Annotated in this window: 12 protein-coding genes and 2 tRNA genes; 1 reads left to right on the top strand and 13 read right to left on the bottom strand. The window is 67.5% G+C overall.

Going from position 1 to position 16,057, the window contains the following annotated elements; translation table 11 throughout:
• Window positions 1–31: 31 nt before the first annotated feature.
• The 3 genes from ACWDTP_RS16540 to ACWDTP_RS16530 are packed head-to-tail and all read right to left on the bottom strand — an operon-like array spanning window position 32 to window position 3,770.
• Complete coding sequence (locus ACWDTP_RS16540; protein WP_450021550.1) at window positions 32–1,807, bottom strand: ABC transporter ATP-binding protein; 1,776 nt, start codon at window positions 1,805–1,807, stop codon at window positions 32–34.
• Window positions 1,804–3,528 carry an ABC transporter ATP-binding protein gene (locus ACWDTP_RS16535; RefSeq protein ID WP_450021548.1) on the bottom strand — a complete coding sequence of 575 codons (1,725 nt, stop codon included), beginning with the start codon at window positions 3,526–3,528 and terminating at the stop codon, window positions 1,804–1,806. Before ACWDTP_RS16535 ends, ACWDTP_RS16540 begins: the two co-directional genes overlap by 4 nt.
• On the bottom strand, window positions 3,525–3,770 hold the full coding sequence (locus tag ACWDTP_RS16530; protein WP_450021546.1) for an MbtH family protein: 246 nt from the start codon (window positions 3,768–3,770) through the stop codon (window positions 3,525–3,527). Before ACWDTP_RS16530 ends, ACWDTP_RS16535 begins: the two co-directional genes overlap by 4 nt.
• A 168-nt stretch (window positions 3,771–3,938) precedes the next feature.
• On the opposite strand from ACWDTP_RS16530, the gene ACWDTP_RS16525 reads away from it, so the two are divergent.
• Entirely contained in the window at window positions 3,939–4,898 is a 960-nt protein-coding gene (locus tag ACWDTP_RS16525; RefSeq protein WP_450021544.1) for a methionyl-tRNA formyltransferase, read from the top strand.
• Here ACWDTP_RS16525 and ACWDTP_RS16520 read toward each other — a convergent pair.
• The 10 genes from ACWDTP_RS16520 to ACWDTP_RS16475 form a co-directional block, all read right to left on the bottom strand.
• On the bottom strand, window positions 4,888–5,733 hold the full coding sequence (locus ACWDTP_RS16520; RefSeq protein WP_450021542.1) for an ABC transporter ATP-binding protein: 846 nt from the start codon (window positions 5,731–5,733) through the stop codon (window positions 4,888–4,890). The genes ACWDTP_RS16525 and ACWDTP_RS16520 overlap by 11 nt on opposite strands.
• On the bottom strand, window positions 5,730–6,773 hold the full coding sequence (locus ACWDTP_RS16515) for a FecCD family ABC transporter permease (RefSeq protein ID WP_450021540.1): 1,044 nt from the start codon (window positions 6,771–6,773) through the stop codon (window positions 5,730–5,732). The genes ACWDTP_RS16520 and ACWDTP_RS16515 overlap by 4 nt, the downstream gene beginning before the upstream one ends.
• Window positions 6,770–7,801, bottom strand: a complete 1,032-nt coding sequence (locus ACWDTP_RS16510; protein ID WP_450021538.1) for an iron chelate uptake ABC transporter family permease subunit — start codon at window positions 7,799–7,801, stop codon at window positions 6,770–6,772. The genes ACWDTP_RS16515 and ACWDTP_RS16510 overlap by 4 nt, the downstream gene beginning before the upstream one ends.
• Before the next feature lie 5 nt (window positions 7,802–7,806).
• On the bottom strand, window positions 7,807–8,613 hold the full coding sequence (locus tag ACWDTP_RS16505; RefSeq protein ID WP_450021536.1) for a siderophore-interacting protein: 807 nt from the start codon (window positions 8,611–8,613) through the stop codon (window positions 7,807–7,809).
• Window positions 8,614–8,716: 103 nt separating this feature from the next.
• The gene (locus ACWDTP_RS16500; RefSeq protein ID WP_450021534.1) at window positions 8,717–9,760 is read right to left on the bottom strand and encodes a methyltransferase; all 1,044 of its coding nucleotides are present in this window, start codon (window positions 9,758–9,760) and stop codon (window positions 8,717–8,719) included.
• 62 nt (window positions 9,761–9,822) lie between these two features.
• A tRNA-Ala gene (locus ACWDTP_RS16495) sits at window positions 9,823–9,895 on the bottom strand.
• 155 nt (window positions 9,896–10,050) lie between these two features.
• Window positions 10,051–10,124 (bottom strand) — tRNA-Ile (locus ACWDTP_RS16490).
• Window positions 10,125–10,185: 61 nt separating this feature from the next.
• Complete coding sequence (locus ACWDTP_RS16485; RefSeq protein ID WP_450021532.1) at window positions 10,186–11,148, bottom strand: DUF3566 domain-containing protein; 963 nt, start codon at window positions 11,146–11,148, stop codon at window positions 10,186–10,188.
• Window positions 11,149–11,200: 52 nt separating this feature from the next.
• Complete coding sequence (gyrA, locus tag ACWDTP_RS16480; RefSeq protein WP_450021530.1) at window positions 11,201–14,977, bottom strand: intein-containing DNA gyrase subunit A; 3,777 nt, start codon at window positions 14,975–14,977, stop codon at window positions 11,201–11,203.
• 35 nt (window positions 14,978–15,012) lie between these two features.
• A partial coding sequence (locus ACWDTP_RS16475) for a toprim domain-containing protein (RefSeq protein WP_450021528.1) occupies window positions 15,013–16,057 on the bottom strand: 1,045 nt, incomplete at its 5' end.

The following is a 16,057-nucleotide window of genomic DNA, read 5'->3' as shown; positions in this document are numbered from 1 at the left end:
GTGCGAGCAACCCCTCCTGTCCGTGACGATCTCAGTTGTACTTGCTCCAGGCATCCCAAAGCCGGGCATATCTGCCCTGTCGGGCGATGAGTTCGGCGTGCGTGCCGTTTTCGACGATGTGTCCGCCGTCCATCACGGCGATCTGGTCGGCGGTGGCGGCCTGGGTCAGCCGGTGCGCGACGATCAGGGTGGTGCGTCCCGCGGTGGCCGCGTCGGCGGCATCCTCCAGTTCGGCCGCGTGCGCGCTGCCCGCCTCGGCGGTCGCCTCGTCGAGCACCACCACCTGCGGATCGGCCAGCACCACCCGGGCCATCGCGATGTGCTGAGCCTGGGCCGCCGACAACGCGACGCCGTGCTCGCCGACCTCGGTGCCCAGCCCGTCCTCCAGAGCCTGCACCCAGGCGCCGGCGCCGACGGTTTCCAGTGCCGCCCACACCTGTTCGACGGTCGCCTGCGGCGCCACCAGGCGCAGGTCGTCGATCAAGGGGCCGGAGAACACGTGCACCTCCTGGGTGATCGTGGCCACCCAGTGCCGTAGCCGGGCACGGTCGATGTCGGCGACCTCGACCCCACCGATCCGGGCCCGGCCCGCGACCGGGGTGAGCATGCCCGCCACGATCGCGGCCAGCGTGGTCTTGCCCGCGCCGGTCGTGCCGACCAGCGCGCACCGTGTGCCCGCCGGTATCCGAAGCGAAACACCGTGCAGCACTTCGCCTCCGGTGCCATATGCATAGGAGACCCGGTCGACGTCGACGTCGGCACCGGTGGGCACTCCGGTCGCGGCAGCACGCCGGTCATCATCGGGTGTCCGCAGGTCGATGACACCGACCAGACGCGCCAGGCTCGCCGACGCGGACTGGATCTCGTCGAAGTTGTACATCAGCTCACCGACCGGGTTGAACAGCCGGTGAAACATCAGGGCCGCCGCGGTGACCTGACCGACCGTCACCGAACCCGAGCGGACCAGCAGAAACCCGACCACCAGAGTCGCGGCGAGGCCGATGAACTCGGCTCGGTTGACCCGGCCCACCAGGCGGGTGAAGAAGCTGAACACCGAGATCGAGATGTCACGCGCGCGGCCCGAGGCACGTTCGATATCGGCCTGGTGCCGATCGTGGATCTCATACGCGGCAATGGTCTTCGCGCCCTGGATCGACTCCACGGTGACCTGGGCCCGGTTGGCGATCGCGATGCGCTCATCGGCGTACATCGGCGCCGACCGCGGCAGGTACCACCACAGGCCCGCAGCGTAGGCAGGCACCGCCAGCGCGCCGGCCAGCCCCAGCCGCCAGTCGATGGTGGCAATACCCGCCAGCGTCACCACACCGAGGAACAGGCCGTTGAGGATCGTCGGCAGAACCTGCGACACCGTGCGCGCCACGACCGCGACATCGGGCCCGACCCGCGACAGCAGGTCTCCGCGACCGTTCTCCTCGATCAGCGTCGCAGGAAGGTTCAGGGCGCGCTGGAGCACCCGCTCGCGCAGGCCGGCCAGGGTCTGCTCGCCGAGTTTCGTGGTCAGATACGCCGAGAGTCCGGTGCCGAGACCGCCGATCACGGCGGCCACCCCGATCACCGCGGCCAGGGTGACCAGGCCGCCCGCGTCGTCGCCGCGGTGAGCCCGGTCCACCAGGCTGCCCAGCAGGTACACCGGTAGCACCGAGGCCGCGGCGGCGCCCAGCCCCACCACGATCACGGCCAGCAGCTGGGCCCGTCGCTGCCGCAGGTCGGTCAGCAGCCACTTCGCCGAGCGCCGCGATGTCGCGACCGGCAGCACCGGCGGGGTGATCGGTTCGTCGGAAATCATCTGCTCACCAGAGCCCGGTAGTCGTCGTTGGCGTCGACCAGATCGCAGTGGGCGCCCTGGTTGCGCACCCGCCCGTTGGCGATCACCAGCACGCGGTCGGCCGCGGCGAGCAGGGCCGGGCTGCTGGTGAACACGACCGTGGTGCGTCCCGCCGCGGTACGCAGCCGGTGCAGGCCGTCGGCGATGGCCTGCTCGGTCACCGCGTCGACGGCCGTGGTCGGATCATGCAGCACCAGCACCTCGGGGTCGGCGATCAGCGCCCTGGCCAGGGTCCAGCGCTGCCGTTGCCCGCCGGACAGGCTCGCGCCGCGTTCCACCACCGGGTGGTCCAGCCCGTCGGGGTGCAGGTCGACGACGTCGACCGCGCACGATGCGGTCAGGGCGTCGCGCACCGCCGTGTCATCGGATCCGGCGGAGTCGATCACCTTGAGGTTGGATTCCAGTGTGCCGCTGAACAATGCGCTGAGGTGGTGCTCGACCAGCAGGTGGTTGCGCCGCTGCCCGACCGGGATCTCGTCGATCCGCCGCCCGCCGACCCGGACCGTTCCGGCCGCCTCGGACCGCTCGTACCCGGACAGCAGGTCGATCAGCGCGTTCGCATCATGTACCTCGGTGGTCAGCACGGCCACGAATTCACCGGGCGCGACGTTGAACGACAGATCGTCGAGCCCGCCGTGCCTGGCGTGGGCCACCGACAGCGCGCCGGGTGCGACGCCGGGTGCGTCCGGCGCCACCCGGTGCGGCGCATGCCGGGTGGGGGCGTTGAAGACGTTGGCGACCCGGTTGGCCGACGCCCGCGCCTCGGCCACCCAGCTGGGCACGACGGCCAGCAGCGAGAACGGCTCGATCAGGAACTGGGCGAGGCCGATCACGGTGATCAGCTGACCAACCGAAAGATCGCCCATGATGGCGAAACAGGCCGCGGCCACCGCCACCGCCATCGCAGCCAGCGCACCGGCCGCCGCGGCAGCGCCGGCATGCACACTCTGGATGCGGGCCGCGCGCAGGGTCGCACCGAGTGCCCTGCGGCTGGCCACCCGGTAGCGGCCCGCGGCGCTGGCCTGTGCGCCGATGCCCTGCAGCGGCCGATGTCCACTGATCAGATCGGTGGCCAGGGCGGTGGCGCGGCCGATCTCGGCCTGTTGATCCTCGACGCGCCGGGCGATCATGGGTGCGGTCAATTGCAGAGCGATCACCACGATCGGCACGCCGATCAGCACCATCAGACCCAACGGCAGGTCGATGGTCAGCAACACCACACCACACACCACGGTGCCGACGGCGGCGCCGGCGATCCGCGGTATGTAGTCGAGCAGATACGCCACGTTGTCGGCGTCGTCGGAGGAGATCGAGAGCAGCTCACCGACTTTGTACTCGGTCTCGATGCCCAGCGGGTGCAGGATCTTCGCGCTCGACTCGACCCGCAGCAGATGCGATTCGCGCGCGATCGCGAACATCAGCAGGCGGGCACCGAACCGGTAGAACACCGTCAGCACCACGAACAGGGCGGCCAGCACGGCGATCCACCCGATGATGGCGCCGACCTCTCCGGTGGCCACGGCGCGGTCGACGATGATGCCGATCAGCACCGGCACCGACACCTCGCACAGTTGGTGCAGCGCGATCAGGCCGGTACCCGAGGTGAGCCACCTTGTATTACGGCTCACGGTGCGCCGAAGGACACCGGCTCCGGTCCGTGGCGCGGGGGCGGATGCGGTCACGTCGCCGTCGTGGTCTCGCCGGCCGTCTGCATTTGCTCGCGCAGAGAGCGCGGACGCAGATCGGCCCAGGTTTCCTCGACAAAACGCAGGGCAGCGTCCCTTTCAGCACCGTCGGGCCCGCCGTAAGCGACCGTCCAACCAGTAGGAACCGCGGCGAAGACCGGCCACAGCGAATGTTGGCCCTCGGTGTTCACGAGAACCAGGAACCGGCCGTCCGGATCGTCAAAAGGGTTGATGGACAAGACGTTCCTCCCGTACGTTCGCAGACACCGGATGGCTCGGTAGCCGTGACGGCGCATGCACCCCTGGGCGTCACGGCACGCGGCGTGCCCGGACCCCACCGCCGGATGGCATGCTATCAAAGGTAAGGCTTACCAACAGGGGGCTGCTCGGAAAGCTGGGAGGTTGCTGTGCGCGTCGTCATGTTCGGCTATCAGACATGGGGGCACCGCACCCTGCAGGCTTTGCTGCAGTCCAGACACGAGGTGTGCCTGGTGGTCACCCACCCGACGAGTGACCATGCCTACGAGACGATTTGGGCCGACTCGGTGGAAGACCTGGCCCGCGGCGCCGGTATCGAGGTGTATCTGGCCAAGCGCCCGACACCCGAGTTGATCGACCGGGTCGCCGAATTGGCCCCCGATATCGGCGTGGCCAACAACTGGCGCACCTACCTGCCCAGGGAACTGTTCGGGATCCCGTCGCACGGCACGCTGAACCTGCATGATTCGCTGCTGCCCAAGTTCACCGGGTTCTCGCCGGTGATCTGGTCGCTGATCAGCGGCGCCAGCCACACCGGGCTGACCGCGCACCTGATGGACGATCAGCTCGACACCGGCGACATCGTGCTGCAGCGTGCCGTCGAGATCACGCCAACCAGCACGGGTACCAGCCTGGTGCGCGACACCCTTGACCTGGTTCCCGAGGTGCTGGTGGAGGCGTTGGATTCGATCGAATCCGGGACCGCCACACCGACACCGCAGGATCTCAGTCAGCGCACCTTCTTCCACAAGCGGTCCGACCGGGACAGCGTCGTGGACTGGTCGTGGCCCGCCGCCGACATCGAGCGGTTCATCCGCGCACTGTCCGACCCGTACCCGAACGCCTACACCTATTTTCGCGGGGAGCGGCTGCGGTTGATCTCGGCGCATGTATCGCGATGCGTCTACGGTGGCACCCCGGGCCGGGTGTTCATCGAGGAGGACGGCGGAATGGCGATCGTGGCCGGGGCCGAGGCATACCGGGGTCAGTCGCGCGGTCTGGTGCTCGACGTGGTGCGCACCGAGGACGGCCGCGACCACTCCGCGCTGGAGTATTTCGGCCGGGGCGGCGGCTACCTCACGGCCCAGCCCGAACTCGTCACCGTCTGAGGTTGCGCGCGTGCTTTGAGGCGCGCGGAACGATCAGCGGGGTCGCGGTCTCCGGGTCCTCGATGATCTGGCATCGCAGACCGTACACCTCGGCGACCAGCTCCGCGGTCATCACGGTGTTCGGATCACCTTGGGCCACAATCTGTCCCGACTTCATCACGATCAGCTGGTCGGCGTATCGGCAGGCGTGGTTCAGGTCGTGCAGGACCGCCACCACGGTGCGTTGGTGCTCCTGGTTGAGCGTCGCGAACAGGTCGAGCAGCTCCACCTGATGCGCGATGTCGAGATAGGTGGTCGGCTCGTCGAGCAGAATCAGCGGGGTCTGCTGGGCCAGCACCATCGCCACCCAGACCCGTTGCCGTTGACCGCCGGAGAGTTCGTCGACCAGGCGTGCGGACAGTTCGGTCACCCCGGTGTGGCGCATCGCGTCGGTCACTGCCGCGGCGTCCTCGCGCGACCACTGCCGCAGCACCTTCTGATGCGGGAACCGGCCTCGCGACACCAGGTCGGCGACCGTGATGCCCTCGGGGGCGATCGAGGTCTGCGGCAGCAGGCCCAGCCGGCGGGCCACCTCCTTGGTGTGCAGGCCGGCGATATCCTGGCCGTCCAGAATCACCTGCCCGGCAGCCGGTTTCAGCAACCGGGCCAGCCCGCGCAGCAGCGTGGACTTGCCGCACGCGTTGGGCCCGACGATCGCGGTGACCCGTTCGGTGGGGATGTCCACCGACAGACCGGAGATGATCGTCCGGTCCTCATAGCCGATCGTCACGTCGCGGGCCTGCAATGTGTGGGTCGTCGTCGGGGGCATGCCGGCGTCGCCTTCCGTTGTCGTCATCGTTGCCGAGCCTGCGTGATCAGCAGATACACCAGATACACCCCGCCCAGCGACACCGTCACCGCGCCGACCGGCAGTTCGTTGCCGGTGAACACCTGCTGGGCGATGATGTCGCTGACCAGGAGCAGCACCGCACCCACCGCGGCCGCGGGCACCAGCGCCACCCCGGCGCTCGCGGTGAGCCTTCTGGCGATCTGCGGTGCGGCGAGTGCGACGAACGAGATCGGCCCGGCCGCCGCACAGGCCAGCGCCACCAGTGCGACCCCGACCACGAGGTAGGACAACCGGGTGCGTTCCGGCGAAACCCCAAGGGCGCCCGCGGTGTCGTCACCCATCTGCAGCACCGGCAGCTGCGGTCCCAGCGCCACCAGTGCCGCCGTCGTCACCAGCAGGCACACCGCCATCGGCACGGCCTGCTCCCAGCTGAGCCCGCTCAGCGTGCCCTGCTGCCAGATCGATGCGGTGACCGCGGTGTGGTGATCCAGCTTGATCACGATCCACTGGTTGACCGAGTTGAGCACCGCGCCGACACCGATGCCGACCACGATCAGCCGGTAGCCGGCCAGCCCGTTGCGGTAGGACAACGCGTACACCGCCACGGCGGTCACCAGTCCGCCGATCAAGGCGCCCCCGGCCACCGCGTAGTAGCCGCCGCCGAGACCGGCCAGCACCGCCAGTGCCCCCGTGTAGGCGCCGGCGTTCACCCCGATGATGTCGGGGCTGCCCAACGGATTACGGGTCAGCGCCTGGAAGATGGCGCCGGAGACCCCCAGCGCGGCCCCGATCAGCAGCGCCATCACCATGCGCGGCATCCGCCACTGCAGGACCACCACCCGGTCGAACGAGGAGTTGGCGCCCACCAGCACCCGCAGCACGTCGAACGGGGCGATGCTGTATTTCCCGATCCCGATCGCCAGCACCGCGATCACCACGGCGAAGGCCAGCAGGCCGGCCACCACGAGCAGGGCCCGCCACGAGGTGCGCACCGACGCCGTTCCGGCCCGCGCGACGAACTGTCGTTTCCCGAAGTCGATGGTCATGTGCGGTCGGCGCCCACCTTGCGGATCAGCCAGATCAGCACCGGCGCACCCACGAATGCGGTGACGATGCCCGCGGGCAGCTCGGCGGGACGGATGACGACACGTCCGAGGATGTCGGCCGCCAGCAGCAGGCTCGGCGCGACGACGGTGGCGTAGGCCAGGATCCAGCGCCAGTCGGGTCCGGTGAAGCGTCGCACCGCGTGCGGCACCATCAGACCGACGAAGCCGATGGGTCCCGCACCCGCGGTGGCCGCGCCGGCCAGCAGGGTCACCGCGATCAGGCTCAACGCCTGGGTGCGGGCCACGTTGGTACCCATGCTGGCGGCGAGATCGTCGCCCAGCGCGGTGATGTTGAGCGAGCGGGACACCACCAGGCACAGCACCACGCCGATCGCGATGAACGGCGCGATCGCCGCCGATACCTGCAGCGGGTGCCCGTCGAGCGCCCCGGCGTCCCAGAACCGCATGTTGTCGAAGGCGCGCGGGTTGCGCAGCCGGATGACGTAGCCGATGCCGTCCATCACCGCGGCGATCGCCACCCCGGCCAGCAGCACGCGCACCGGGGTGACCGCGGATCGTCCGGTCATCCCGATCAGGTACACCAGGACCATCGCGAAAAGCGCGCCAACGAAAGCAAACCCGATATAGGTCCAGATGCCGGTGAAGCCGAGGAACGCGATCGCGGCCACCACGAACAGCGCCGCGCCCGAGTTGATCCCGAGGATCTCCGAATCGGCCAGCGGGTTACGCCCGACCGCCTGGATCAGGGTGCCGGACAGCCCGAGCGCCAGACCCACCAACAGGCCGAGCACGGTGCGGGGGATCCGCAGGTCGTGCACGATCCACTGGTCCCCGGCATCGCGATAGTCGGTGAGGGCTTGCCACACGGTGGACAGCGACACGTTCTCGGTGCCGATGGCCAGGCTGGCGACGCACACGACGGCCAGCAGCAGCGTGGCGATCAGAAGACCCGTCGCCCGGCTGCGGGTGGTGGCGCGGGCGGGCGCTGCCGGTGCGTCGACGGTCACGGAGGTCAGAGACCCACCCGCTCGAGCGCGTCGTCGAACTCCTCGAATGCGATTTTGTCGCCCCTGCCCGCGGCGAGCGCGCGTTCATAGACCGGCAGGACAACGGATTCGACCTCGGCGAATCTCGCGTCCCAGGTCTCGGAGTCGGCCCGCCAGTACCCGGTGATGTCGTACTGGTCTCGGACGAATCCGAGCCGGCGCAGGTGTTTACGCACCGCCCGGGATTCGGCGGCCTCACCGCCGAACCAGCAGTAGCCGCGCCCGCCGGGCAGCGTCAGATCACGCACCAGCGCGGCGAGTTGGCTTGGCGCATGGCCGTTTCCGGTGCCGATGCTGGGGATCATCCGCAACAGCGGATGCTGCGGTAGGTAATCGAGATCGATGTGATCGGCGATCTCGGCGATCACGGTCACCGGCACCGTGGGTGCCAACTCCTCGAGGATCCTGGCCGTGGCTGGCAGCCCGGACAGGTCGGTGACCAGCAGTTGCCAGTCCGCGGCCGGGTCCGGCCGGTACCAGGATCGGGCGTGGTCGAGCCTGACCCGGTCACCGGGAGCCGTGTGTTCGGCCCAGGTGGTGCCCGGCCCGTGGGCGTGCCGGACCACGTCCAGGTCGATCAGGTCCCCGCGCTGGGAGCGCACCGAATAGTTGCGCCCCTCGTCGTCTGGATCCGCCGTGAAATACACCCCGACCGCCGAGTCGGCCGCCGGTCGCACATCGAGGGCCGATGGATCGTCGATGTGCAGCGTGATCCGGATCAGTCGGGCATTGAGGCTCTTGGTCTCGACGACTGACGCATACGAGAAACCCACGAAGTTAGGGTAACCTGCCTACGTTCGGTGCCCCCTCGCGGCCGAACGTGAAGAAGATGGCGAGATTTTTGGCAGATCTCACCATCGTGTTCACATTCGGCGCCTACTTGATCGCGACCACCATCGAATCGTGACCGACCAGGTGCTCGACATAGCTCGCGCTGAAACCCGAGTCGGCCATCCAGCCTCGACAGTCCGCACCCGTGTAGTCGAAGCCGAACGCTTCGATCAGCATGTTGAGGCTCATCAGCAGCCCGAACGCGTTCTCCCGCCGGTCGTCGTCGATGATCGCGTCGAACACGATCAACGCCCCACCCTTGGGCAGCGCGGCGTAGGCCTTCTTCAGTAGCAGGCGCTTCTGGTCGAGATCCCAGTCGTGAAGAATGTGGCCCATGATGAGCACGTCGGCGCTGGGCAGCGGGTCGGCGAAAAAGTCACCGGCCGTGAAGCTGAGACGGTCAGCCAGCCCGAACCGGGCGACGTAGGTGTCGAAGATGGGTCTCACCGGGGGCAGATCGAAGCCGCCACCGGTCAGGTGGTCGTGGACGGCCGCAATCGCGACCGGAACGGCGCCCTGCGCGCACCCGATGTCGATCACGCTGCCGTAGTCGCGCCACGGGAACTTGGTGGCGATCGCGTCGCCGGCCGTGCGGCTGAGCCCGGTCATCGCCGCGGTGAACTGCGCGAGCTTCTCCGGATCGGCATACAGCGTCTCGAAGAAGTCGCCTCCGGTCTTCACCTCACTCTGCGGCTGTCCCGTCCTCAAGCCCTCGGTCAGCGATCCCCAGAACGTGTACAGGCGAGCGTTGGCCATTTCCAACATCCCGCCCAGATATGTGGGCTTGGCCGGGTCGAGGAAGAGATCGGTCTCCGCGGTGTTCGAGTACCGGCCGTCGGTGCGACGGAGCATTCCGAGCGCGACCAGGGCGTCAAAGAAATCCCGTGCGCTCCTCGGATGGAGACCCAGCCGCTCGCGGAGCTCATCGGCGTCCAGCGGTCCGGCTTTGCCGATCACCGCGAACAGCCCCAGTTCGACCGCGCTCAGCAAGGCCTTCGCACCCCAGAATCCCAACCCCAGCTGCATGATCGCGTCCGGGGTCACACTCTCTGGCTGCTCGGCAACGGTCGGGCTTTCAGGGTTGCCCATCGGGTACCACGCTACGGAATGGGGGTCGTGGACTCAACCAATCCGAAACCGCTGATTATCTGTGGAGCCTAGGAGATTCGAACTCCTGACATCTGCCTTGCAAAGGCAGCGCTCTACCAACTGAGCTAAGGCCCCTCGTTCGGCTGCGACGGTGAAGTGTCCGCCTCGTGCCACACCTCGGCACCGTGCCGTGACCGCCACACGACCACCGCGACGGCTGCGATGACAGCCAGGACGACGAACCGCATGGCGGACCCTCTCGGTGGTCACCCGGTGAAACCGGGGTGTCGTGGGCCTAGGAGGACTCGAACCTCCGACCTCTTCGTTATCAGCGAAGCGCTCTAACCGCCTGAGCTATAGGCCCGTAAATTGGGGACGACCGAGCGACGAGATTACCGCACGAGCACCCCCGCGCCCAAACTGGTTCAGTCCCGGTCGGCCAACGTCACTTCGACACCCCCGACCAGGTCGGTCGTGAGGTTGTAGATGAACGCCCCGATGGTGGCCATCGCACTCAGCACGACGATGTTGACCAGGCCGATCAGCGCGGCGCCACCGAAGATGGTGCCGCTGGAGACCAGCTCGCCACCGGCACTGCCGCTCGCGCTCGTCAGCAGGTCGCCGACGTTGCTGTTGAGCTTGCTCCACACGCCCATCGCCCCGAGCACCAGGTAGAGGAACGCCACCGCGATCATCCAGACGAAAAACAACGCCACCGACAGGACCAGCGACACCTTGAGCACGGTCCACGGGTCGACGCGGCGGATCTGCATGCTGGCCCGGACCGGACCGGACGTCGAGGGCCGGTTGGCGACCTGGATCCGGCCGGTCGGGGAGGACGCGGTCCGCATCGGGGCCGCGTCGCCGCCGGTCTTGCGTTGCGGGGGTCGCGGCACCGGACCGGACAAGTCGGGCAGTTCGCTGGCGTAGGACTCGCTCCGGGCCGACTCGCCGCGGGCCGGACCCTCACTCCGGGCCGGACCCTCACTCCGGGGGGGTGCCTCGCTCCGGACGGGTGCGTCGCCGCGGGGGGGTGCCTCGGGCCTGGCGCCCGCCTCACCACGGGCCGGCGGGTCCTGACGCGCCGGTGCGCGCTGCTGCTCGGTCTCGCCGTCGGTGCCCGAGACGAACCGCTGCAACCGGGCCTCCACACCGGGGGAGTGTGTCGCGGCGCTGCCGCGCGTCTGCTCGCCCCGCTGCTCGGCCTGCGGCTGCTGGGCGCTGCGTGGCGTCCCACGCTGCCAGGGTGGCGGCTCACCCGTCTCGGTGATGTTTCCGGTCGGGCGGGGAACCCCGTTGCCGACCGTCCTGCCGTCGCCCCCGGACCCGTTGGTGCTGCCGGGCCGGTCGCCCGCGCGCGGGTGTCCCGGCTCGCTCGGTGAACTCACCTGACAGCTCCTTAACTCGGGCCGAGGACCCGGTCGGACCCCGGCTGCTGCATCACGACTCTTCGGTCTCGGCCGCTTCGGCTGCTTCTGCCTCCGGGCCCTCCTCGGCGTTGCGCGCAATCGCAATCAGTGTGGCGCCCTCGCCCAGGTTCATCAAGCGCACCCCCTTGGTCTGTCGGCCGGCCTTGCGTACCTGACGTGCAGCGGTGCGGATGACACCACCTCCCGAGGTGATCGCGTACAGCTCGGTGTCGTCGTCGACGATCAGCGCTCCAACCAGACTGCCACGTTTGCGGTCGTACTGAATCGTCAGGATGCCCTTGCCGCCGCGGCCCTGGGGGCTGTACTCCTCGATCGCGGTGCGTTTGGCGTACCCACCCGCCGTCGCGACCAGCAGATATGTATCCGGTTGGACGACGTTCAGGGAGAGCAGCTGATCCTCTTCGTTGAACCGCATACCCTGCACACCCGAGGTGGCGCGACCCATCGGCCGCAGCGCCTCATCGGTGGCCGAGAAGCGGATCGACTGCCCCTTCGCCGACACCAGCAGCAGATCGTCATCGGCCGAGCACAACACCGCACCGACCAGTTCGTCACCGTCACGCAGGTTGACCGCGACGATGCCGCCCGAGCGGTTGGAATCGAAGTCGACGAGCTTGGACTTCTTCACCAGACCCTTGCGGGTGGCCAACACCAGATACGGCGCATCCTCGTAGCCCTTGATCTGGATGACCTGGGCGATGCGCTCCTCGGGCTGGAAGGCCAGTAGGTTGGCCACGTGCTGACCGCGCGCGGTGCGCGAGGCCTCGGGCAGGTCGTAGGCCTTGGCCCGATACACCCGGCCCTGCGTGGTGAAGAACAGGATCCAGTCGTGCGTGGAGCAGACGAAGAAGTGGTTGACGATGTCGTCCTGCTTGAGGCCCGCGCCCTGCACACCCTTGCCACCGCGTTTCTGGCTGCGGTACAGATCGGTCTTGGTGCGTTTGGCGTAGCCGGTCTCGGTGATCGTGACGACGACGTCCTCGCGGGCGATCAGATCCTCGTCGCTGACCTCGCCGTCGGCGGGCACGATCCGGGTCCGCCGGTCGTCGCCGTACTTCTCGGCCAGCTCGGCGAGCTCGTCGCGGACGATGGCGCGCTGACGCTCAGGTTTGGCCAGGATGTCCTCGAGGTCGGCGATCTCGGCTTCGATCTTGGCCAGATCGTCGACGATCTTCTGCCGCTCGAGCGCAGCCAGGCGGCGCAGCTGCATATCGAGGATGGCCTGCGCCTGGATGTCGTCGATGTCGAGCAGGTCGATCAGGCCGGCCCTGGCGACGTCGACGGTCTCCGACGCCCGAATCAACGCGATCACCTCGTCGAGCGCGTCGAGCGCCTTGACCAGACCGCGCAGGATGTGGGCCCGCTCATTGGCCTTGCGCAACCGGTACCGGGTGCGGCGCACGATGACATCGAGTTGGTGATCGACGTAGAGCCGGATCAGCTGGTCGAGGCGCAGCGTGCGGGGCACCCCGTCGACGATCGAGAGCATGTTGGCGCCGAAGCTGGTCTGCAGCTGGGTGTGCTTGTAGAGGTTGTTCAGCACAACCTTGGCGACCGCATCGCGCTTGAGCTCCACCACGATCCGGATACCGACCCGGTCGCTGCCCTGATCCTCGATGTTGGAGATTCCGGCCAGCTTGCCGTCGCGGACCTGCTCGGCGATCGAGGTGATGAAATTGTCGTGGTTGACCTGATAGGGCAGTTCGGTGATGACGATCGAGGTGCGCCCGCGGGAGTCCTCCTCGATCTCGACGACACCGCGCATCCGGACCGATCCGCGACCGGTCTTGTAGGTGTCCTCGATGCCCTGGGAGCCGACGATCAAACCGGCGGTGGGGAAGTCGGGTCCCTTGACCCGCTCGCACACCGCGGCCAGGGTGGCTTCCTCGTCGGCCTCGTAGTTCTCCAGGCACCAGTAGACGGCCTCGGCCAGCTCCCGCAGATTGTGCGGCGGGATGTTGGTGGCCATGCCGACGGCGATACCGCCCGAACCGTTGGCCAGCAGGTTCGGGAACCGGCTCGGCAGAACCGTGGGTTCCTGCACCCTGCCGTCGTAGTTCGGAATGAAATCGACTGTCTCCTCGTCGATTTCGCGCAGCATCTCCATCGCCAGCGGCGTCAGCCGGGCCTCGGTGTTGTGGCTGACGAACCCGTTGGCGATGAATGCGTGGTCGTCGGTGTCAACCCGAAGGCTGTACACCGGTTGCACACCGGCCTCGGATATCGACGCCACGCGGGCGTAATAGAACCGGCCGTCGGTCAGATCTGTCGCGATGGCACGAACGTCTGGGTCGGCGATATGAGCCAGAATCTCAGAACCGTTGCGGCGCCACCGATCGAGCCGGTCAATGTTGTGTTTGTTAAGCCACTCCTTGTCCGCCCAACGCCCGCCGGCGTGCGTGCGGATGAAGCGGCCGAGGCCTGGAACGTGGTCGCCGTCCAGGCCGGCCGGCGCCTCGGGCAGTGCACCCAGAATCGCGGCAAGCTTGTCGCGCTTGATGCCTCCGAAACCGACCTGTTCAGCGAACAATTCGGCCTGGGCGCGATTGGTGATCACCACTTTGTGCTCGCCGGTGGCGAGCCGATACCGGCGTGACACCACACCGAATTCCAGCAGCATCTGCTGGACATCCTTGCCGAGTCGTTCGCTGCGGGTCGAATAGGAGACCTGAACCGTGTTGCGCGGCAGCGCCGAACACGAACCATCCCCTTCGAACAGGGCCTGTAGGAACACCCGCTTCACGGCTGCGGGCGCATGCCAGAGCCATTCCGGCACGGCCTTGTCCGCCGAACGCTGCCCGATCATGTCGGCGAGCCGGGACTTCCGCAACGCCTCGAGGTTGTGGATGTCCAACTCGTGCAGCTTGGAACCCGACGCGATGGTGCGGGCTGACGTGTATCGAGGCCCGCCGACCACCGCGTCGTAAGCGGCCACCACCATCGTGAAGAAGTCTCGGTCGAGGTTGTTGAATCCGGCCCGGTTCTCGGAGACGAATCCTTCGCTGATGAACGCACCCACGAGCAGGGCTTCGAGCGCGTCGTGCCAATCAGCGGGCCCGAACTCCACCGGCGGGGTCCGCTGAATGACCACCCGGTCGTCCGGCCGGATCTCTTCGATCAGCTTCCACAGCAGCGTAGGCACGCCCGCAACATCCACCAGGCACAACAACGGATGGTTCGCCGTGCCGGTCAGGGTGTAGCCCTCATCCGTGGTGACCGTGTAGGTCTGATGCTCACCCGAGTGGAACAGTCGGTCTGCGAGGGCAGGATTGCCGTGCCGGTCGAGTACCTTCAGTTCGACCACGTTGTCGGTGTTGGGCCGCGCCCCCGACACCACATCGGAAAGCCGCACCGACTGGCCAAACGGTAAGCGCACCAACGCGTCGCCGGTCAGGCAATACCTCATGGCCGCCGGCGGATCGTTACCCGGCGAACCGAAGTTGCCCTGACCGTCCACCAGCGGGTAGCGCAGCGACCACGGCTGGGCCATCCGGACCAGGGTGTCGTAGATCGACGCGTCGCCGTGCGGGTGGTAGTTACCCATGGTCTCGGCGACCGAGCGCGCCGACTTGGCGTGGCTGCGGTCGGGGCGGAACCCGGAGTCATACATCGCGTAGAGCACCCGGCGGTGCACCGGTTTCAGGCCGTCACGCACCTCGGGCAGCGCGCGGCCGACGATCACGCTCATCGCGTAATCGATGTAGCTGCGCTGCATCTCTTGCTGAATGTCGACCGGTTCGACGCGGTCTCCGGCTTCGTCGCCGGGCGGCAACGTGGTGTCAGTCATAGCTCAAGTCCTAGTTTCGGCGTCCGAATTCGGCGTTAAACATCCAGGAAACGGACGTCTTTGGCGTTGCGGGTGATGAAACTGCGACGCGCTTCGACGTCCTCACCCATCAGGATGGAGAACAGTTCGTCGGCGGCGGCCGCGTCGTCGAGGGTGACCTGGCGCAGCACGCGCACCGTCGGGTCCATGGTGGTTTCCCACAGTTCCTTGGCATCCATCTCGCCCAGGCCCTTGTACCGCTGGATTCCGTCGTCGACGTTGATGCGTTTGCCCGCTTTCCGTCCCGCCTCGAGCAGCCCGTCGCGCTCGCGGTCGGAGTAGGCGAATTCGGGGTCGGTGCGTTGCCACTTGAGTTTGTACAGAGGCGGCTGGGCCAGGAAGATATGGCCGTTCTCCACAAGCGGTTTCATGAACCGGAACAGCAGCGTGAGCAGCAGCGTGGAGATGTGTTGACCGTCGACGTCGGCGTCGGCCATCAGCACGATCTTGTGGTAGCGCAACTTGGCGATGTCGAACTCGTCGTGGATACCGGTCCCCAGTGCGGTGATGATCGCCTGGACCTCGGTGTTTTTCAGCACCCGGTCGATGCGGGCCTTCTCGACGTTGATGATCTTGCCGCGCAGCGGCAGGATGGCCTGGAACATCGAGTCCCGGCCGCTTTTCGCCGAGCCGCCGGCCGAGTCGCCCTCCACCACATAGAGTTCGGATTTCCGGGGATCGGTGGAGCGGCAGTCGGCGAGCTTGCCCGGCAGTCCGCCGATGTCGGTGGCGCTCTTACGCCGGACCAACTCCCTGGCCTTGCGCGCGGCCAGACGGGCCTGCGCCGACGAAACCGCTTTGTTCACAACGGTTTTTGCTTCCGCGGGGTTGGCCTCGAACCAGTGGTTGAGCTGTTCGTTGCAGATCTTCTGGACGAAGGACTTCACCTCGGTGTTGCCGAGCTTGGTCTTGGTCTGGCCCTCGAACTGGGGCTGGGACACCTTCACGGAGATCACCGCGGCCAGACCCTCGCGGATATCGTCCCCGGTGAGGTTGGGGTCCTTGTCCTTGAGCAGCTTCTTGTCCTTGGCGTAGCGGTTC

The sequence above is a fragment of the Mycobacterium sp. NPDC003449 genome, from assembly GCF_053588415.1.
The sequence above is the reverse complement of the archived record's forward strand: the minus strand, read 5'-3'. Positions and strand labels throughout refer to the sequence as shown.

Bases quoted from the DNA above. Each gene is read 5' to 3' on its own strand.
- gyrA (WP_450021530.1), bottom strand. From the start codon at position 14,977: ATGACTGACACCACGTTGCCGCCCGGCGACGAAGCCGGAGACCGCGTC.
- ACWDTP_RS16515 (WP_450021540.1), bottom strand. From the start codon at position 6,773: ATGACCATCGACTTCGGGAAACGACAGTTCGTCGCGCGGGCCGGAACG.
- ACWDTP_RS16500 (WP_450021534.1), bottom strand. From the start codon at position 9,760: ATGGGCAACCCTGAAAGCCCGACCGTTGCCGAGCAGCCAGAGAGTGTG.
- ACWDTP_RS16540 (WP_450021550.1), bottom strand. From the start codon at position 1,807: ATGATTTCCGACGAACCGATCACCCCGCCGGTGCTGCCGGTCGCGACA.
- ACWDTP_RS16520 (WP_450021542.1), bottom strand. From the start codon at position 5,733: ATGACGACAACGGAAGGCGACGCCGGCATGCCCCCGACGACGACCCAC.